Genomic DNA, 19,431 nt, shown 5'->3' with positions numbered 1-19,431 from the left:
CGATGGCGGGAGCGAGCGAGCAGAACAGTCCGGACGAGGCGGCCGTGGGTGCGGTGCCGGGTGGTTCGCCGGCGGACCAGCCCCCGGGTACGCCGGAGTCGCCGGACGCCGCCGCGAACCGGCCGGCTGTGGCGGAGCCGGACGGTGGGGCGGAGCCGGACGCCGACCGGAGTACGGTCTCGGCGGACGACGGGCCCACAGTGCGGCTGTCGACGGACGACGGGCCGACGGTGCCGTTGCCGGGAGACGACGAGACGGTGCCGATCCCGGCGCCGGAGCCGGTCGGCCCGGTGTCGGCGGTTCGCCGGCTGCTGCCCCGGCTGACCGCGGCGAACGCGATGATCGGGGTGCTGCTGGCGCTGCTGGGGTTCACCCTGGCGGTGCAGTTGCGGACCAACTCCACGGACGCGTCGCTGGAGACGACCCGCCAGGAGGACCTGGTGCGGATCCTGTCGGACCTGGACGCGCAGGAGGAGCGGGTCCGGCAGGACATCGCGGCGCTGGAGGAGAGCCAGCGGCAGTTGAACTCCGGTGCCGAGGGGCGGCAGGCGGCGTTGGACGAGGCGACCCGGCGGGCCGACGAGTTGGGCATCCTGGCGGGGACGTTGCCGGCCCGGGGGCCGGGGTTGACGGTCAGCTTCATGCCGGTGAGCAAGCCGATCGCGGCGTCGCGGGTGTTGGACGCGGTGCAGGAGCTGCGGGGCGCGGGGGCGGAGGCGATGCAGATCTCCGGCGGTGACGGTGCCACGGTGCGGATCATCGCGTCGACGTACTTCCTCGACGCGGACGGCGGTATCTCGGTGAGTGGACGGCGGTTGACCGGACCGTACATGATCTCGGTGATCGGCGATCCGAAGACGATGCAAACCGCACTGAACATCCCGGGCGGGGTGGTGGCGTCGGTCAGCGGGGACGGCGGTAACGTGGCGATCCAGGAGCGGGAGGTGGTCGACGTGACGGCCCTCAGCCCGCCGAAGGATCTGCAACATGCGCGTCCGGTCTCCTGACCGGGCGCGGTCGGGGCGGCGACACGGCGTCCCGGTTATTGGCTGTGCGACGAAGAAGGACGCGTCTGGTGATTCCTGAGGACCTGCGGTACACCGCCGAGCACGAGTGGGTGGCTGGCGACGGCAGCGGACCGGTGCGGGTGGGCATCACCCACTTCGCGCAGGACGCGCTGGGCGACATCGTTTATGTCCAGCTTCCCGACGAGGGTGTGACGGTGCAGGCCGGCGAATCGTTCGGCGAGGTCGAGTCGACCAAGAGCGTCTCGGAGATCTACGCCCCGTTGACCGGTACGGTGGTGGCGCGGAACGAGCAGCTCACGGATACCCCTGAGGTGATCAACACCGACCCGTACGGCTCGGGTTGGCTGGTCGAGATCGCGCCCAGTGACGCGTCGGCGGTGGCTGGTTTGTTGACCGCCGAGGCTTATCGGGAGCTGACCGAGAGCTGATCGTGGTGACGCCGTCGCGTGGTTGTGTCCGCGCGTCTGGTTGCCCTGTATTTCGGCGCTGGCTAGGCTCGCCCAGTCGACCGAGAACCAATAGTTGCGCGTTGCGGAAATGCCTTCCCGGGCACGGGGGAGCCAGCCGCTGGGCCCTGAGGGCGCCCGGCGGCCAGACCCGTAACACCCGACGCCGACCGAACAGATCCGTGAGGTGGTCCCAATGACGCGCCCAGACGACGAGTTCCCCCCACTCGACGTCACATCGACGCTGAACCTTGGTTCTCTCGACGAGATGTTGGAGGGGCCCGAGACCGACGTCGTGCCGAGCCGGATGTCAGGTTCGCTGCCTCCGGGTATGGCGTTGCTGGTGGTTCGGCGTGGTCCGAATGCCGGCGCCCGGTTCCTGCTGGATCACGATGTGACGACGAGTGGCCGGCACCCGGACAGTGACATCTTCCTGGACGACGTCACGGTGTCCCGGCGGCATGCCGAGTTCCACCGGGACGGTGGCACGTTCACCGTCCGGGACGTGGGCAGCCTGAACGGGACGTACGTGAACCGGGAGCGGGTAGAGGCAGCGACGCTGAGCAACGGCGACGAGGTCCAGGTCGGGAAGTTCCGGCTGGTCTTCATCGCCGGTCCGCGTCCGGAGGAGGGGGCCGTCCGGGGGTGAGCGAGAGTGCGGCGGCGGCTGTTCCCGGGCCGGGGACGGCCGCTCGGGGCCAGCCACCGAACCTTTTTCCACCTGAACTGCGCGGCGCGCACCCCTCGACTTCCACCCGCGGCCACGACGGACCGCAGGGGGAGGTCGACAAGGGCTCACTGATGAGTATCGGTGAGGTGCTGGCGCAGCTTCGGGTGGAGTTTCCCGACACGACGATCTCCAAGCTGCGCTTTCTTGAGTCCGAGGGTCTGGTCGAGCCGCAACGCACGCCGGCGGGTTACCGCAAGTACAGCTGGGACGACGTGGCGCGGTTGCGGTTCGTGTTGACCGCGCAGCGTGACCAGTACCTGCCGTTGCGGGTGATCCGGGAGCAGCTCGCGGAGGCGGCTCGGGACGGGTTGTCGGGTCCGGAGCGGCATCGGCCGTCGCTGGTGGCGGTGGGGCCGGACGGCGAGGTGCCGGGTCGGGAGCCGGCCGCTGCGGTCGGTGAGTCGGCGGAGACCCGGCTGGACCGGACCGAGTTGCTGTCCCGCAGTGGGCTCGGTGAGGCGTTGCTGGCCGAGTTGGAGCGGATGGGTCTGGTGGTGTCGCAGCCGCCCGGCTGGTACGACACGGACGCGCTGGTGATTGCGCAGGCGGTGGCGGGGTTGGCGGCGTACGGGTTGGAGCCCCGGCATCTGCGGGGTTACCGGACGGCGGCGGATCGCGAGGTGGGGTTGTTCGCCCAGTTGGTGTCGCCGTTGGCCCGGCAGAACGATCCGGCGGCCCGGGCGCGGGCGGCGGAGGCGGCGCGGGAGCTGGTCGGCCTGTCGCAGCGGCTGCACGCGGCGCTGGTCCGGGTGGGGCTGCGCGGGACGTTGGGCCGGTGACCTCCCAGGGCGGCGGATGTGCCGCCCTGGGGTGGTTGTCCGGTGGCTTGCCGGGTGTGGCCTGGCGCACTCGGCCGGTAGGAAAGATCTGCGGCGGCGGGCGTGGCGTACGCTTCCCGGGGTAACCCGTGCGGTGCGGCGGTTGCGGGTGGGGCGGTGTCATCCGAGCCCGTGTACCGTGCAGGGAAGGGGCATACCGGCCCCGGCGGCGGGTAGCATCGGCCGCCGCAGGACGCTGGTGGGGAAGAGACGACGGCGACACGGAGGCGGCGGTGCGCGAGCTGAGCGTGGTCGGGGTTCGGGTGGAGCTACCCACCAACCAGCCGATCGTCCTGCTCAGAGAGGTCGAGGGCGACCGCTATCTGCCGATCTGGATCGGGGCGGTGGAGGCTACCGCGATCGCCTACGAGCAGCAGGGGGTCAAGCCGGCCCGGCCGCTGACCCACGACCTGCTGCGGGACATCCTCTCCGCGTTGCAGGCGCCGCTGCGGGCGGTGGAGATCGTGGAGTTGAAGGAGAACGTCTTCTACGCCGATCTGCTGATCGGGGACGGTCTGCGGGTGTCGGCCCGGCCGTCGGACTCGATCGCGTTGGCGTTGCGGGTGGGTGCGCCGATCCGCTGTGCGGAGCAGGTGCTCACCGAGGCCGGGATCATCATCCCGGATGAGCAGGAGGACGAGGTGGAGAAGTTCCGGGAGTTCCTGGAGCAGGTCCGCCCGGAGGACTTCGCCGGCTGACTGCGGCACCGTGGCGACGGCGCGGACGGCGGGTCGTGCTTCTGCCGGTCGGGTAACGATCGATTCGTCCTGGGGTAACCCTGCGGTGATCCCCGTGTGCGGCGTGTCGCGGCATTTCCTGCGGGGCAACCCTCCAGCCGGGCTATAGGGTTGGGCCTGTCGAGGGGTGCACGTCCCGGAAACGACGTGTCACCGCACGGGCGGGGAGGTTGTCCGATGCATGAGCCACAGGACCCTGATCCGGGTAGGTCGAATCCCCAGGGTATGGATCAGCGGCACGTCCAGGGGCCTCCTGGGGTAGCGGAGGATCACCCGGCCGGCGGGGCGGCGGTGGAGGATGGTTCGGTCGGCTATCGGGGTGTGACGGCGTGCCACGCCGTCGGGATCAGCTACCGGCAGTTGGACTACTGGGCGCGTACGGCGCTGGTGGTGCCGAGCGTGCGGGATGCCTCGGGGTCGGGGACGCAGCGGCTCTACTCGTTCCGGGACCTGGTGGTGCTGAAGGTGGTCAAGCGGCTGCTGGACGCGGGGGTCTCGTTGCAGAACATCCGGCGGGCGATCGACGCGCTGCGCTCGCGCGGGGTGGCGGACCTGGCCGGTATCACGCTGATCTCGGATGGGACGACGGTCTACGAGTGTCGGTCTCCGGAGGAGGTCGTCGACCTGTTGCAGGGTGGGCAGGGGGTGTTCGGGATCGCCATCGGTGGGGCGTTCAAGGAGGTCCAGGGCTCGCTGTCGCATCTGCCGGCGGAGCCGGCCGGGGAGACGCCGTTGGCGGGGGAGACGCCGGAGCCGGCCGCGGTGGAGGCCGGCGACGAGTTGGCGGCCCGGCGGGCCCGGCGGCGCGCGGGCTGACCCGGCGCCGGGCCGGTCCGTCCGGGTCGGGGTTGTCGAGGTGTACCGGCCCGGCGCCGGGAAGGTGCGTGGCTCGGGTTGCCGCCGCCCGCCCCCTTGATCGTTATCGCATACTTGGCGGTATGCCGTCTGCTTCGTCGCCGGAGTCGTCCGGCTCCGATCGTCCGCGTCGGGTCGCCGGGCGTCGCTGGCGTCGCCGGTTCGTGCTCGGGGCCCTGGTCGTGCTGCTGCTGTTGCCGGTGTCGGTGGTCGGCAGCGTGGTGTGGGTGCGGCAGTCGGCGCGGGAGCACGTGTACGCGCCGGCCGATGTTCCGGCGGCGCCGGTCGCGTTGGTGCTGGGTGCCCGGGTGTATCCGGACGGCACCCCGGCGCCGTTCCTGGCCGCGCGTCTGGAGTTGGCGAAGGAGCTGCTGGCGGCGGGCAAGGTCCGGGCGATCCTGGTCTCCGGCGACCACCGGAGCTGGGCGTACGACGAGCCGGGCGCGATGCGCCGCTGGCTGGTGGAGCGGGGTGTGCCGGCCCGGTTGGTGGTGCAGGACCATGCCGGGTTCGACACCTACGACTCGTGTTCACGGGCCCGTCGGGTCTTCGGGGTCGATCGGACCATTGTGGTCACCCAGAGCTTCCACATCGAGCGGGCGGTCACGGTGTGCCGGCGGGTCGGTCTGGACGCGGTCGGTGTCGGCGACGACTCGGTACGCCGGTTCGAGCGGGCCTGGCGGTGGGGCGGGTTCCGGGAGCACTTCGCGGCGGTGAAGGCGGTCTACGACGTGCTCAGCGGGCGGGATCCGGTGTTCCTGGGCCCGGCTGAGCCGGGGGTCCGGGACGCGTTGGCCGGCTGACGGTGCGGGCGATGGAGTGGTTCGTCGCGCAGCGTGACCGGGGTGGCCGGGGCGGCGTCCGATGGGGATGATGGTCCGGATTGGATCGAGCTCGACGATTGCCGAGCCGGTTGGGTATGGATGACACCGATTCGGGTTGGATGACACAGAACGGGTGGGCGCGGTAGTGTCCCCACCCAGTGTCACCCGTCGGCCATCCGCCCGACGGCCGGCACTGTTGGTGTTTCGCCCCCACACGCCGCGCGATCCCCCTCGCGCCGGAAGGAAGACCGTGACGGATCCACATGACAGCGCCGTGTCGTCCCCCGCGGACGGCGCCACGACCACCGGTAACGGTGCAGCAGCCCGCGTGACGCACTACGAGCGGATCGGCGGGGCGGAGTCGGTCAAGGCGGCCGTGCGGCTGTTCTACGACCGGGTGCTGGCCGACCCGGAGCTGGCCGGCTATTTCACCTCGGTGAACATGGAGGAGCAGCGGCGGCACATGGTGTTGATGCTGACCGTGGTGCTCGGCGGGCCGAACAACTACGCCGGCCGGGGCCTGGCCGAGGCGCACCAGCCGCTGAAGATCCCGGACGAGCACTACGCCCTCGTCGGTGTGCACCTGATCGACACCCTGACCGGGCTCGGCGTGCCGGACGACATCCTGGACGACGTGCGGGCGACGCTGGGTTCGGTGCGCGACCAGGTGGTGGCGAGCGGCACCTCCGCGGGCGTCTGACCGTGGACGTCGCTCGTCTCAAGCAGAGCTGGCACCTGGTCGCCGGACATGGCGACCAGGTGCCGCTCTACTTCTACTCGACCCTGTTCCTGGCGCATCCCGACGTCCGGCAGATGTTCCCGACGAACATGGCCGGCCAGCGGGACCGGCTGGTCACCGCGCTGGGCCACATCGTGTCCAACGTGGACCAGGTGGACCAGCTCGTCGGCTTCCTCTCCTCCCTCGGCGCCGACCACCGCAAGTTCGCGGTCCGGCCGGAGCACTATCCGGCGGTCGGGGAGGCGCTGCTGGCCACCCTGGCGCATTTCCTCGGCGAGCACTGGACCGAGGATCTGGCCAAGGACTGGACGGCGGCGTACGGACTGGTCGCGAAGGTGATGACCGACGGCGCGACGGCGGCGGAGAACGTCAGCCCACCGTGGTGGGTCGGCGAGGTCGTCGCGCACGAGCCGCGGACGTTCGACATCGCGGTGCTGACGCTGCGGCCGCAGTACCTGCTGCCGTTCGAGGCGGGCCAGTCGGTCGGGGTGTCGAGTCCGGCGACCCGGGCGTGGCGGTACTACTCGCCCGGCAACGCGCCCCGCACCGACGGCACGATCGAGCTGCACGTGCGGGCGGCGCCGGGTGGGGCGGTGAGTTCCCGGCTGGTGTACGGCACCAGCGTCGGTGACCAGGTGCATCTGGCGGCCCCGGTGGGGGAGCGGCTGACGTTGCGCCAGGCGTCCGGCGGTGGCGACCTGCTGCTGCTGGCCAACGGCACCGGCTGGGCGCCGTTGAAGGCGCTGGTGGAGCAGGTGGCGGCCGAGGGCGGCGGTCGGCGGGTCGACGCGTACGTCGGCGCCCGGTCCCGTACCGAGTTCTACGACGTCGACGCGACCGAGAAGCTGGTGGCGTCGTATCCATGGTTGCGGGTGACGTACGTGGTCAACGCCGACCCGTCACGCCCCGGAGAGTTCGTCCAGGTGGTGGACCGCGCCCTCGCCGACGGCGACTGGCGCAACCGGCACGTCTTCGTCTGCGGGTCCGATCCGATGGTGTCGGGCGCGGTCACCGGACTGGCGCAGGCGGGTTACCACGCCGGGCAGCTGCACTACGAGGCGCTGGGTGGGCAGTGGTATGCGCCCGGGCGGCGGATCGGCGAGGTGCAGGAGCATAGGCCGGCAGACGGAGGTACGCAGTGAGCGCCAGCCCGATCAGCGAGTACGACCGCGCCACGGCGCTGTCGGGTCCGAGTCCCCGGGTGCGGATGACCGCGGACCGGGTCCGGCGGTGGGAGTTCAGCACGTCGTCGTTCACCCGGCGCGGCTACGACGACCGCGACGTCGACCGGTTCCGGCACCAGGTGGCCGACGAGTTGGACCTGTTGGCGACCCAGTTGGCGGATCTGCGGGCGGAGAACCAGCGGCTGCACGACCATGTGGAGCTGCACCGGCACGGGGTGTTGCCGAGTGCCAGCAACCGGCCGCAGTTGCCGGGGGCGAAGGAGGTCAACCTGCTCTCGGCGGCGCAGCGGGAGGCCGAGCAGATCATCGCCCAGGCGCACGACTACGCGCGCCGGGTCGCCGAGTACGCCCGGGTGCAGTACGAGAACTACCTGCGGGCGGCGGCCGAGGATGCCCGGAACGAGGCGGAGCGGGCGGTGCAGGACTATCGGGCGTCGGCCGGGTCGAGTTTCGACGACACGGTCGCGACCCGGGAGGCGCTGCGGATCTTCGGCGAGATGATGATCTCGCACATGCAGGCGGCGGCCCGGCATCTCGACGACGGCAGTGAGCATCTGGCCCGGACCATGGATCGGATCGTCCGGGAGGCCGGTGGGGCGGTCGCGGCCGGGCCGCAGGCGTCGGGGCGGCCGGCGTTGTCGCCGCGTCCGGAGCAGCCTCGGCAGATGTAGGCTGCCGGCCCGGCCCGTCGGCCTGTGACCGGGTGGGCCGGGCCTGGGTGGTGTGCCGGCGACCGTGGGGGGTCGCCGGCCAGGCGACGGGGTGACGCCTGATCCGGCGACCCGTCGCGCCCGGAACCGTACGTTCCGCAACCAGTTCCTTTCCTTGTCTTCGCGAGTTTCGTGACCTCGCGAGTTCCGTGACCTCGCGCAGGGCCCGTTCGGGTGGCCGCTGTGCTTGCCGACTGGCCGGCTTCACGACCAACTGCACGCGCAGACCGCCGAACCGGTATACGTCGCAGCCTGCGTCCGGTCGGCGGTCCTGGATCATGCGCGGCTGCTCTATCGAGACCGCATCGCTGCTGGCGCTCGGCGGCATCACCACGGTCGTCCTCCGGCGGCGTCTCACCCACCATCTCATCTGAAACACCCGCTGCGGCTGACGGTCGGCCGAGATCGCGGCCCGCCGACTGGATGGCACTGGTGGTTGGCTGCCTCCCCGGCCGGGGAGGCAGCCAACCGCGGATCAGCTGAGCAACTGGTACCCGAACTGCACCTCCAGGCCGCTGGCGGCGGCCGCGTCGAGGACGCGGACCTGCAGTCGCGGCGCGTCGCCGCTGCCGTCGACGGTGAACGGCGCGACGAGTGCGGTGGTCTGCACGGCGGTGGTCACGCCGACGGCGTTACCGCCCGCGGACTCCCCGTCCGCGTCCAACCGCACGGCGCAGGCGCCGGCCGCGAGCCTACGCGTCACCTTGACCACCCGGATGCGCTGCCCGGCGAGATAGAGCAGGTTGCCGAAGTCGTACAGTCCGTCGGCCACCGGACCGGTCACCCGGGCTGCCAGCCAACCGTCGATCTGCTCGACACCCTTGTTGCCGGTGTACCGGGCCTGCCCGGTGGACGTCCCGGCGAGCAGATACGGGCCGACCAGGTTGCCGTTGAGGTCGTTCTCGGCGACCAGCACGTCACCGGCCTCGTCGACCACGCCGTAGTCCTGCCGGTTGATGCCGTCGGCGAGCGAGCCGACGGCGTTGCCGACGATGACGACCCGGCTGGCACCGGAGCGGATGTTGATGCCGGCACCGTGCCGGTAGCCGCTGCCCCCGCCGGCGTAGGCGTGCGCGACGGTGACCGGCAGGTCGAACTGCGTCGGGCTGACCACCTCGATCCGCCACGTGCCGTTGGGCTCGGTGCTGCCGGTCGCGCCGGAGATGGTGATCCGGTCGCCGGTCTCCCAGCCGTGTTCGACGGCGGTGGTGACCCGGGCCCGGCCTCCGGGGCCCGCCGTGATGCCGCTGATCACGCGGGCGAAGGTGGGATGTGCGGTACGGCCGTTGTTGCCGATGATGCAGCCGGTGACGGTGACCCGGGTGGCGGCGATGTCCAGGCCGTTGCGCCCGGAGCCCCGGATGACGCACCCGGTGAAGGTGGCCATGCCGGTGAAGCCAGGATTTATCCGGACGTTGTCGTGCTCGTTGTCGGCCGAGATGTAGACGTTGGTGAACTGGGCGTGCGCGCCGGCGTCGAGCAGCACCGGTGTGCCGTGGCCGTTCTCGAAACCGCCGCCCTCGAAGTAGACGAACTTCGGGTAGGACCCGCCGGTGGTGTTCTTCAGCCACAGCCCGTGCCGGCCGAACAGCACCGCGGTCGCGAAGAACTTGATCGACCCGCCGAGGCCGTCGATGACCAGGTTGTCGGTGGTGGTGTTGCCGGAGCCGGCGGCGATGCCGCACTGTACGAACTCCACCGGGTCGGCCCGGGACGTGTTGCCCACCCCGTTGAGCAGGATGACGTACGGGCCGGTGAACCCGTTCCAGACGCAGTTGCGGAACCGGATGGTGTTGCAGGAGCGCAGGGTCGTACCGGTGTAGCCGTTCTTGAACCGGACGTTGACGAACGACACCATGTAGTTGCGGCCGCCGTCGACCGCCTCGGTGGCGACCAGGCTGCCGCCGGTCAGGCCGTCGCCGCGTACCACGAGGTCGCGCAGCCCGCCGCCGGACACGTTGGTGAGCAGGAACCCGTGCCCGGCGCCGGTCGCGACAACGTACTGGGTGGCGTAGTCGTCGTTGTCGGTCGGGCCGGCGCCGGAGAAGGTGACCGGCACGTCGCGTACCCGGATGGTGCGCTCCAGGCGGATCTTGCCGGGACCGGCCTCGATGACGCCGCCCGTGCGCAGCGTGTCGACGGCGGCCTGCACCCGCGCCGAGTCGTCGTCCACCCCCGCTCCGGTGCAGCCGAACCAGGCCAGGTCGAGGCGGGTGGTGTGCGGCCGCTTCCACCGGCCGGTGGCGGTCCCGGCGACGGCGAAGACGGTGCCCCCGTTGTCGGGTTCGGTGCTGTCCGCATCCCAGTGCAGCGGGCCGCCGCCGACGCCGGGCGCGTCGGCGTGGTAGCCGAGCAGGTGCACCTGCTGGCCGTCGGTCTGGCCGGGCGTGCCGCGCAACTGCTCGACGCTGGCGATGTCGTCGGCCGCGGCCCGGGGAGACTTCGGCGGCGCGGCATGCGCGGCGGTGGCGACGGCCTGGCCCCCGGTCAGGGTGAGACCGGCGAAACCGAGGGTGGCCAGGGCGCGGCGGCGGGTACCGGCGAATGGCGTGCCGGTCGGGTCGGGACGGTCGGGCATCTCGGGCCTCCTGTTGTCGGCGTGGCCCCCGGGGCGGCGGGCGCGCACCACCGCGCGACCGGCGGCAACGCCGGCCACGGCCGGGGTACGGGTGGGGGACGGGAGCGGTCAGCCCTTGACGGCTCCGATGACCACTCCCTTGGCGAAATGCTTCTGCAGGAACGGGTAGACGAGCAGGATCGGGACGAGCGAGACGACCAGGATGGCCATCTGCAGGGACTGCTGCGGTGGGACCACCTCGCCCGGCAGGTCGGTGCCGATCGCGGCGTTGTCCACCACATAGGTGCGCAGCACCAGTTGCAGCGGCCACTTCTCGGTGGAGTTGAGGTACAGCAACGCGTTGAAGAAGGCGCTCCAGTAGGCCACGGCCTGGAACAGCGCCACCACCGCGAGCACCGCCTTGGACAGCGGCAGCATGATCCGGGTGAGGATCTGCAGCTCGCCCGCGCCGTCGATGCGCGCGGCGTCGACGATCTCCTTCGGCACCTCCAGGAAGAACGCGCGCACGATGATCACCTGGAACGCGGATACCAGTGGCGGCAGGATCAGCGCCCACCACGAGTCGATCAGGCCGAGCTGCTTGATCAGCAGGTAGTTGGGGATCATGCCCGCGTTGAAGAGCAGGGTGACCAGCACGAGCATCAGCACCGGACGGCTGCCGAAGCTGCCCGGCCGGGACAGCGAGTACGCCAGCAGCGCCACCACGGCCACCGACAGCAGCGACCCGACCAGCGTGACACCGATCGAGACGAGGGTGGCCCGGGTGACCACCCCGCCCCGGAAGATCGCGGCGTAGGCGTCGAACGTCGGGTCCTGCGGCCACAGGACGTAGCCGCCGGCCCGGGTGATCTGTTCCTGGTCGGCCAGAGAGGTGGCGACGACACTGAGGAACGGGACGATCACCACGGCGCAGCACAGAGCCAGCACGATGCCCTTGAGGCCGCGTACGGCGGGATGCGGGGGTGCCATGCCGTTGACCAACCGGCGGCGGCCGCGGGCGGCGGTTGTGGTCACCATCGGGAGTAGATCCCCCTCTCCCCGAACAGGTGCGCGATCTTGTTGGCGGCGAGCACCAGCGCGAGCCCGACCACGCCCTTGACCAGGCCGACCGCCGCCGCCATGCCGAAGTCACCGTCGATAATGCCGCGGTTGTAGACGTACGTGTCGAGCACCTCGGAGGCGTCCTGGCCGACGGCGGCCTGCTGGAGGATGATCTGCTCGAAGCCGACGGTCAACACGTCACCGAGCCTCAGGATGAGCAGCAGGACGATGACGGACCGGATCGCCGGCAGGGTGACGTGCCAGAGCTGGCGCAGCCGCCCACCGCCGTCGACCGCGACCGACTCGTAGAGTTCCAGGTCGACCCGGGAGATCGCGGCCAGGAAGATGATGGTGCCCCAACCGGCGTCCTTCCAGATCGCCTGCGACGTGATCAGGGTGAGGAACAGGTCGGGGTTGCCGATCAGGTGTAGCAGCGGCAGGTCGTGGGTGCGGGCCCAGGTGTTGTAGAGCCCGGCGTTGCCGAGGAGCTGCTGGAACAGGGCGACGACCACGACCCAGGACATGAAGTGCGGCAGGTACAGCACCGACTGCACGACGCGCTTGAGCCGTTCCGAGAGCAGGCTGTTGAGCAGCAACGCGACGGCGATCGGGATCGGGAAGACCACGATGATCTGGAGCAGCGAGATGATCAGCGTGTTGGTCAGCGCGTTGAGGAACGCCGGGTCGGCGGTGTAGATGACCTGGAAGTTGGCCAGGCCGACCCAGGGCGCCTCCCAGATCGTCAGGTACGGCCGGTAGTCCTTGAAGGCGATGACGTTGCCGGCGAGCGGGACGTAGTGGAACAGCAGGATCAGCGCCAGCCCGGGCAGGCCGAGCAGGAACAGGAAGCCGTCGCGGCGCAGCCGCTGCCGCGCCGACGGCCGCCGGCGGGGCCGGTCCGGTGGCGGCGCCCCGGGTGGACCCGTCGCGCCGGGGGCGGCCGGAGCCACCGCACCCGGGGCAAGCTCGGTCGATGCCATCGCCTCTCCTCCTCCTGCCGCGATCGGCTGGTCAGGACTGCTCGGCCAGCGCCTTCTCGTACTCGGCGCGGGCGGCGTCGCCGCCGGCCCGTCGCCACTGGGCAACCGCCTCGTCCCAGGAGCTGACCGGCTTGCGACCGGCGACGATGTCCAGCTCGGCGTCGTCGATAATCTTGCTCATCGCGCCGGCCTTGTCGACGGCGGTGGCCGAATAGCGGCCCTCGGCGGGGTTGCGCAGGATGCTCGGGACCACCTTCTCCTGGTACGCCCGCTGGGCGTCGATCCGGGTCCGGTCGCCGGGGCCGAGCACGTGCGGGGCGTCCGCGACGTACTCCAGGGGCAGCTTGACCTCGACCTTGCCCTTGTCGGTGAGGACCGGCCTGCCGTCCTGCACCGTGTAGTGGCTGCCCTCGACGCCGAACTTGCGGAACATGTACTCGGTGGTGCCGACCGGCGCGGCCAGCCAGTCGCAGATGCGCAGCAGTTGCTGGATGCGGCCCTTGTCGGCCTGCTTGAAGGCGGTGATCGCGAACGCCGTGGTACCCGCCCGGTGCCGGGCCACGCCGCCGCCGTCGTACCTGGGCGCCGGCACCGCGCCGACCTCGACCCGGTACGTGTCGGCGAGCGTGTCCCAGGCGGCGTACCCGTCGGGGTTGAAGGCGAGAGTGCCGTTGCCGAACAGGTCCCGCAGTTGCAGCTTCCCGCCCATCGCGTCGGGGTGGAACAGCCCGCCCTTGACCATGTCGGCGGTCCGGGCGAGGGCCTCCTTGCGCTCCTCGGTCTCGTACTCCGAGGTGAACCTGCCGCCCTCCTCGCGCCACACGTTCGGCACGCCGAGCATGGTGCCGACGAAGGTGACGACCTGCTTCGCGGTGCCGAACGCCCAGCGGTTGGCGCGGGCGTCGGTCAGTCCCCGGGCCAGCGCCAGGAACTCCTGGTAACTCGCCGGATTCGGGTTGAGACCCCTGTCGCGGATCAGGTCGGCCCGGGCGAACATGATGGTCCCGACGACGGCGCGCGGGATCGGCACGGCGTAGATCCCGCCGCCATAGGCGGTGGCCTGCCACGCGTCGGTCGGGATGTTGGCCAGGAACGGGTACTGCTTGATCGCGGAGCCGGAGACGAACTCCGAGATGTCGGCGCAGAGCCGGGTGAGCACGTCGGCCCGGTTCGCCAGCCGGGCGGAGATCAGGGTCATGTCCGGCAGGTCCCCGCCCGCGATGACGGTGGAGAGCTTGCTGAGGTAGTCGACCTGCCGGGTCATCGTGATGTCGAGGGTGGCGCCGAGCCGGTTGTCGAGCTCCTGCCAGTAGGCGTTGGACCCGGCGGCCGGCGGCACCGGCGTCAGGATGTTGGTCAGCACCGACACGGTGCCCGCGCCCTCGCCCGGCTTGCCGGAGAACGCGGTGACGAGGTCGGTCGGGTACCGGTAGAAGCCGGCCATCACCCCGTCGGCGGTGGCGGGCAGATCCGCCTGGACGCCGGTGTAGGGGAGATAGTCCGGGAACGTGACACTACCGGCACCGCCGGTGGTCGGCGTGGTCGAGCTGCCGCAGGCCGCGAGCAGGCCGGAGCCGGCCGCCACGGCGGCCGCGCCGCCGGTCATCGCCAGGAACCGGCGTCGGCTCACCTGGACGTTGCGCATGGTTACTCCTTCGGGGGTGCAGCGGCGTCATGGGGGCCGGCGGCCGGGGACGCACCGCCGGGGAGGGTCAGCGTGGCGACCTGCCACGCGTCGAGGCGTACCGCGAAGCGACCGTCGGCGTCCGGGGGCAGGGTGGCCACCGGCCGCTCGTCGGCGTGGCAGAGCGTGGCCTCGCCGCGCCCACCCGCCGGGTTCCGCAGCCGTACGGTGCGGGCCCGACCGCTGAGGTCCTGGAGGCGTACCAGCAGCCCGTCGCCGGACCGGGGCTGGGCCACGGTGGCGTGTACGGTCTCCGGCAGGTCCAGGTCGAGCAGCGCACCGGCCGGTTCGGCCAGCGGCCTCGGGTCGAGGTCGAACTTGTCCAGCCAGGTGATCTCGGTGGCGACCGCCGCAGCCCGGACCTCCCGGCCGAACCGGCCGGCGGTGACCGGGTCGAACTCCGGCAGCGGCGTGAAGGCGTACCGCAGGGCCAGGTTTCCCTCCTGCTGCGGCGGCGTGTTGGTGGGCCAGTAGTTGTTCAGCACCCAGGAGAAGATCGCGGCCGAGGCGGGTGCGAAGCGCTCGAACCAGGCGCCCCGGACGATGTCCCCGGCGGTCCAGAGCGGCGCGTCGGCCGAGGACCAGGCAATGGCCGGCCCGACGCCGTCCGCCACCACGACGCCGTACTGGCTGGTGAACCAGTCGTGGCAGGCGCCCGGCGCATGGTCGACCGCCGGGTTGATCCAGCCCTGCTGCCGGTCGTACCGGAAGACCGGGTCGGTGGCCACGAACGGGAAGGCGACGTAGACGGCCTCCTTGGCCAGCACCGGCTCCTTGTCGAACGAGACGGTGACGTCGACGCGGTCGTCGCCGTCGCGCAGCAGCACGTCGACCTCGACGCGCGGCAGGCTCGGCGCCCGGCCGACGGTCCGCAACCGCCACCCGTCGTAGGTCCGGCGCAGCCCGACCGGCCGCATCTCGGCGGCGTGCACGACCAGCGCCGGCGGATCCGCCTTCGGCCGCCGACCGAGCAGGGAGCTGCGCGGTTGTGGCTCGTGCCGGTGCGGGCTGCCGCTGTGCCACGGGCTGTCCGGGGTGCCGCTCCGCAGCCGCGGCAGCGGCGGCGTCCACGACTGCTCGCCCGGCCGGTCGACGTCGCCGCGGGTCAGCTCGACCGGACCGTCGAGCGCGTAGAGCACCTGACCCAACCGCCACGGCCCGGCCCGGTCCAGCAGGTCGCGCCCGCTGGGCCGGTGGACCAGGCCGAGGACCGCGCCGGTGGCCGGATCGAGGGAGACCAGCCACCGGTCGGCCACCAGCGTGGCCGGCACCGGCCCCCAGTCCGGTGACTCGCCGGTCCCGGCGGTACCACCGGCCGCCGCACCGTCCTCTTCGCCGGGGGCGAGCGTCCGCGCGCCGCCCAGCGGCACCGCCCGGTAGCCGAATCCGGGTACCTCCGGCACGGTGACCCGGAGCCGACGCAGCCCGTTGCAGTCGGCGAGCGGTTCCGCCCCGAGGGGTTCACCGCCGGGCAGCGTCGGCGGCCCGTGCAGGGTTTCCACCTCGACCTCCACGTCGCGCCGCCAGCCCAGCGGGTTGTGCACGAGCAGGGTGGGTCCGCGCGTGCCGACCAGCTCGCCGAGCTGGCTGAGTGCCCGGTTGGCCTCGTCGACGGCGGTGCGGTGCGCGGTGTGTACCTGGTGCCGTTTCCAGTCGAGCTGGTCGCCGACCTGGTGGCCGTGCGGGTGGGCGTTGGCGTGCGCCCAGGTCCAGGTGTGTTCGCAGCCGATCAGCGCGCCCTCCCAGGCGGCGTCCAGCGCCGCCCGGTGCGGCCGGTAGCCGGGGTCGGCGAGCGCGACCAGCGCGGCCAGCCCCTCGGCCGCGGGCAGCGCCGTCTGCGCCCGGCGGTGCTCGGCGCTGACCGTGGCTCCGGTACCGACACCGTCCTCCCAGTAGCTGCCCCCGTCCCCGCGCCACACCGGGAGCCGGTCGGCGAGCGGGCGGACCGCCGCGAGATAGCCGGCCATCGTGGAGACCCGCATCCGGGGGTACGCGTACCGCTCGTTCCAGCGGGCGGCGAAGCCGGCGTCGCCGTCGGCCAGGTCCTCGTTGTCCGCGTGGGTGCCGATCACCGCCAGGTCGTGCGGCAGGTAGTCGGTCCGCTCGTAGCGGCCCAGCAGCCGGCAGAAGGCGTGCGCGGCGCCGGGGACCGTCTGCGGATCGCCGGCCATGAACCGGAGCTGGGAGTACGTGTCGGAGAAGTGGGTGAGCACCCGGGATCCGTCGACGCCCTCCCACATCACCGGGCTGGCCAGGTGCTGCTCGTCGCTTTCGGCGTTGCCGCCCCGGTGGTGGTTCTCGATGCCGACGAACGCCTCGATGTGCAGCGCCGTCAGGATCGACGGCAGCGCCGCGCTGTACGAGGGGACGTCGGTGAGGTTGGCGTACCGGACCGGGACGCCGTGCTCGTCGCGCAGCCGCCCGGCGGCGTACGCGGCACGGTAGATCTCCTCCAGACTGGCCACTCCGGACAGGAACAGACTGTGGAAGGCGTTCACGGCGAGTCGTTCCGAGCGCAGCGCCGCCAGCACCCGCTGCGCCCGCTGCGGTGAGCGGGTGGCCAGGTACTGCGTCACGACCAGGGAGCCGTCGACGGAGAAGGCGAAGTCCGGATCCCGGTCCAGCGCCTCGACCGCCCGGTCCAGGTTGCGGCTGTGCAGCTCCAGGACCTTGCCCTGGACGTCGGTGTAGCCGACGTCCAGGTGGACGTGCGGAATGAGGTGCAGGGTCCACCTGCGGGCCGGGTGCACCACGACCCGGGTCTCCGGCCCGTCGTCGACGGCGACCGTCGCCGGTGCGGGACCGGTGAACTCCGGTACCGGAAATCGCATCCGCACCTGCCCGAAGGTCCGCCCGGCGCGGGTCAGGTCCAGCTCGTGGGTCCGCCCGGCGAGACGTACCTCGGCCCGGGCCGGCCAGGTCGCGCCCGGCGGGACGGTGACGGTGAGTTCGAGCAGCTCGTGCAGGGCGCCGTCGTGCTCGACGTAGAGCGGCGTCGCGTCGAGCGCCACGCCGAGCGCATCGAGGGCGGGCGCCGTGGCCGGGACCAGGGTCAGCTCCTGCCAGGTGATGCCGCTGCCGAAGTGGTTGCCGAACTGCTCGCGATGGCGGGGCCGGTCGGTGTCGGCCGGGACGGGGCCGGTGGCGGCCGGTCCGTCGAGGGTGGTGGTGACCGCCAGGAGGTGGTCGCCGGGGGTGAGCCAGGCCGCCGGCAGCGGCACCTCGAGCAGGACGTCGCCGGCGATCGGGCCGTGCCGGTAGACCTCCGACCGGTCGTCGCGGCGTACCAGGGGGTGGAACAGGCCACGGTGCGTACCGTCGAGCTCCAGCAGGAGGTCGGGGCAGGGCCCGTGGCCGGCGGTGAACGCCAGGCGCAGCACGGCGCCGTACGCCGGAATGTCGCCGGGCTCGATCCGCAGCGGCAGCTCGACCCGGTGCGGCCGCCAGCCGGTCGACGCGTTGAGCGGGCCGGGCTGGAACGCCGGCAGCTCGACGCCGGGGGTGGCGATGGTCAGCGGGAGCATGTTTCCGGCTCCAGTCCGGGCAGGGTCAGCACGCTGCCGTGCTCCCGGAGGGCGGTGGCGAGGTCGGTGTGGTCGTAGTCCTGCACCGACCGGCCGGTGCGCAGCGACTGCGCCGCCAGTTCGCCGCTCGCCTCGCCGAGCATGCCGTAGTTCGGTTCCATCCGGGGCGAGGTGTAGCCCACGTGACTGGCCGAGAAGCAGAGCGGAACGGCGATGTTCTCCAGCCCGCCGCGCGCCGGGAACAGTACCTCCGCCGGCATCTGGTACAGGTCCACCGGCGGGTTGAACTCGGTGCCACTCAGGGTGCCCTCGCCGACGATGGTGTCGTCGCCCTCGGCGTAGTACTGCACGATGTGGCTGTCCATGCCGTACTTCCAGCAGCACACCGGGGTCGCCTTGGTGTTGTTCGGGCTGAGCAGGTCGTGCTGGGTCAGTACGTGCGCGCCGACCATCCGGCGCGCCTCGCGGACGTAGAGGGCGTGCGGGAAGCCGGTACCGTGCGGGCTGTCGGTGAACTCGTCCGGCGGCAGGCCGAAGCGGCGGGCGTCGGCGCGGAAACTCTCCGGCAGCGACGGGTCGTTGGCGAGCCAGTAGAGCATCCCCTGGTGCCAGCGCACCTGCTCGGCGATGATCTCGTCGCGCCGCCGCCAGCTACCGTCCGGATAGTCCCAGGACGCGCCGGGCAGGTCGAAGCCGATGAAGAGCGCCTGGTTGGTCTGGTACTTGCCGCCGGGCAGCAGTGCGGTCTCGGTGACGATCGACGACAGCCCGGGGATGCCGCGCTGCCGCAGCAGTTGCGCCAGGTAGCGGTAGTGCTCGGGGTCGTAGCCGGCGGGCTTCGGGAACGCCAGCCGATCGTCGTTGGTCGACAGCACGCCGCGGAAGTTGTACGCCTGGGTCTTCTCGTCGCCCTCACCGGCGTGGAGCTTCGGTGCCGGGCCGACCGGGTAGCGGTCGTTGGGCCGGAAGCTGCGCCGCCGGTACGCCTGCACCGGCTGGAACCCGGCCAGCGGCTCGTCGTACCGGGCCTTCGGCTCCCGCCCGACGGTGTAGGGCACACCTGCGGCCGCCATCAGGTCACCCTCGTAGGAGGCGTCGATGAAGAAGCTGGCTCGCTGCCAGCCCTGCGCGGTACGCACCGCCCGCAGCCGCCGGCCGGAGACCTCGACGTCGGCCGGCCCGTGCAGCCGGTGGTGCAGCAGGACCGTGGCCCGCGCCTCGGCCAGCAGGTCCCGGGCGACCCGTTCGGCCACCTTGGGTTCGAACCGGTACCGGGGCCCGTCGTCGCCGTAGGCGGCGCCGATCCCGGCGAAGAACCGGCTCGACGTCAGCCCGCCGAGCGCCTCGGTCACGTTGGGGGCGTCGGTCTTGACCAGCCCGCCGGCGACGATGCCGCCGACGTGCCCGGTCGGTTCGAGGACCACGCTGGACAGGCCCCGCAGGCGCAGCCGCAGGGCGGCCATGATGCCGGCCAGGGTGGCGCCGTAGATCACCACGTCCACCGGCGCCGGAGCGGTGGGGGCAGCGGTGGTGGTGTCGGGTACCCGCATGAC

At 71.8% G+C, this 19,431-nt stretch carries 16 protein-coding genes; 10 read left to right on the top strand and 6 right to left on the bottom strand.

Going from position 1 to position 19,431, the window contains the following annotated elements:
• Positions 1–2 precede the first annotated feature (2 nt).
• The 10 genes from ACQEVC_RS31280 (at position 3) to ACQEVC_RS31235 (ending at position 8,032) form a co-directional block, all read left to right on the top strand.
• Positions 3–1,007 (top strand): DUF881 domain-containing protein, encoded by a 1,005-nt coding sequence (locus ACQEVC_RS31280; protein ID WP_432884711.1) that lies wholly within the window; start codon positions 3–5, stop codon positions 1,005–1,007.
• A 68-nt stretch (positions 1,008–1,075) separates the two neighbouring features.
• Complete coding sequence (gcvH, locus tag ACQEVC_RS31275) at positions 1,076–1,456, top strand: glycine cleavage system protein GcvH (RefSeq protein WP_432884708.1); 381 nt, start codon at positions 1,076–1,078, stop codon at positions 1,454–1,456.
• A gap of 214 nt (positions 1,457–1,670) precedes the next feature.
• The gene (odhI, locus tag ACQEVC_RS31270) at positions 1,671–2,123 is read left to right on the top strand and encodes an oxoglutarate dehydrogenase inhibitor Odhl (RefSeq protein WP_101365931.1); all 453 of its coding nucleotides are present in this window, start codon (positions 1,671–1,673) and stop codon (positions 2,121–2,123) included.
• Between the two features lie 152 nt (positions 2,124–2,275).
• The gene (gene ftsR, locus ACQEVC_RS31265; protein ID WP_432884705.1) at positions 2,276–2,983 is read left to right on the top strand and encodes a transcriptional regulator FtsR; all 708 of its coding nucleotides are present in this window, start codon (positions 2,276–2,278) and stop codon (positions 2,981–2,983) included.
• 272 nt (positions 2,984–3,255) lie between these two features.
• Positions 3,256–3,720 carry a bifunctional nuclease family protein gene (locus tag ACQEVC_RS31260; protein WP_318397067.1) on the top strand — a complete coding sequence of 155 codons (465 nt, stop codon included), beginning with the start codon at positions 3,256–3,258 and terminating at the stop codon, positions 3,718–3,720.
• 216 nt (positions 3,721–3,936) lie between these two features.
• The gene (locus ACQEVC_RS31255; RefSeq protein ID WP_432884701.1) at positions 3,937–4,575 is read left to right on the top strand and encodes a MerR family transcriptional regulator; all 639 of its coding nucleotides are present in this window, start codon (positions 3,937–3,939) and stop codon (positions 4,573–4,575) included.
• Between the two features lie 122 nt (positions 4,576–4,697).
• A complete protein-coding gene (locus ACQEVC_RS31250) occupies positions 4,698–5,417 on the top strand; it encodes a SanA/YdcF family protein (RefSeq protein ID WP_432884699.1) in 720 nt (239 codons plus the stop codon).
• Positions 5,418–5,766: 349 nt separating this feature from the next.
• Positions 5,767–6,138, top strand: coding sequence for a group I truncated hemoglobin (locus ACQEVC_RS31245; RefSeq protein ID WP_432884696.1), 372 nt, complete (start codon positions 5,767–5,769; stop codon positions 6,136–6,138).
• A gap of 2 nt (positions 6,139–6,140) precedes the next feature.
• The gene (locus ACQEVC_RS31240; protein ID WP_432884693.1) at positions 6,141–7,319 is read left to right on the top strand and encodes a globin domain-containing protein; all 1,179 of its coding nucleotides are present in this window, start codon (positions 6,141–6,143) and stop codon (positions 7,317–7,319) included.
• Complete coding sequence (locus ACQEVC_RS31235) at positions 7,316–8,032, top strand: DivIVA domain-containing protein (RefSeq protein ID WP_432884690.1); 717 nt, start codon at positions 7,316–7,318, stop codon at positions 8,030–8,032. The genes ACQEVC_RS31240 and ACQEVC_RS31235 overlap by 4 nt, the downstream gene beginning before the upstream one ends.
• A gap of 514 nt (positions 8,033–8,546) precedes the next feature.
• Here ACQEVC_RS31235 and ACQEVC_RS31230 read toward each other — a convergent pair.
• From ACQEVC_RS31230 to ACQEVC_RS31205, 6 genes are all read right to left on the bottom strand, one after another.
• The gene (locus ACQEVC_RS31230; RefSeq protein ID WP_432884687.1) at positions 8,547–10,649 is read right to left on the bottom strand and encodes a hypothetical protein; all 2,103 of its coding nucleotides are present in this window, start codon (positions 10,647–10,649) and stop codon (positions 8,547–8,549) included.
• Positions 10,650–10,757: 108 nt separating this feature from the next.
• Positions 10,758–11,666, bottom strand: a complete 909-nt coding sequence (locus tag ACQEVC_RS31225; RefSeq protein WP_432884684.1) for a carbohydrate ABC transporter permease — start codon at positions 11,664–11,666, stop codon at positions 10,758–10,760.
• Positions 11,660–12,670 (bottom strand): ABC transporter permease, encoded by a 1,011-nt coding sequence (locus ACQEVC_RS31220; protein WP_432884681.1) that lies wholly within the window; start codon positions 12,668–12,670, stop codon positions 11,660–11,662. Before ACQEVC_RS31220 ends, ACQEVC_RS31225 begins: the two co-directional genes overlap by 7 nt.
• Positions 12,671–12,701: 31 nt before the next feature.
• Positions 12,702–14,315, bottom strand: coding sequence for an extracellular solute-binding protein (locus tag ACQEVC_RS31215; protein WP_432884678.1), 1,614 nt, complete (start codon positions 14,313–14,315; stop codon positions 12,702–12,704).
• Between the two features lie 2 nt (positions 14,316–14,317).
• A complete protein-coding gene (locus ACQEVC_RS31210; protein ID WP_432884676.1) occupies positions 14,318–17,878 on the bottom strand; it encodes a hypothetical protein in 3,561 nt (1,186 codons plus the stop codon).
• A complete protein-coding gene (locus ACQEVC_RS31205) occupies positions 17,866–19,428 on the bottom strand; it encodes an FAD-dependent oxidoreductase (RefSeq protein ID WP_432884673.1) in 1,563 nt (520 codons plus the stop codon). The genes ACQEVC_RS31210 and ACQEVC_RS31205 overlap by 13 nt, the downstream gene beginning before the upstream one ends.
• Positions 19,429–19,431: the final 3 nt, after the last annotated feature.

The sequence above is a fragment of the Plantactinospora sp. CA-294935 genome (genome assembly GCF_050936445.1).
Taxonomy (GTDB): Bacteria; Actinomycetota; Actinomycetes; order Mycobacteriales; family Micromonosporaceae; genus Plantactinospora.
Note: the sequence above shows the minus strand (reverse complement) of the source record. Positions and strands in the feature narration are given on the sequence as shown.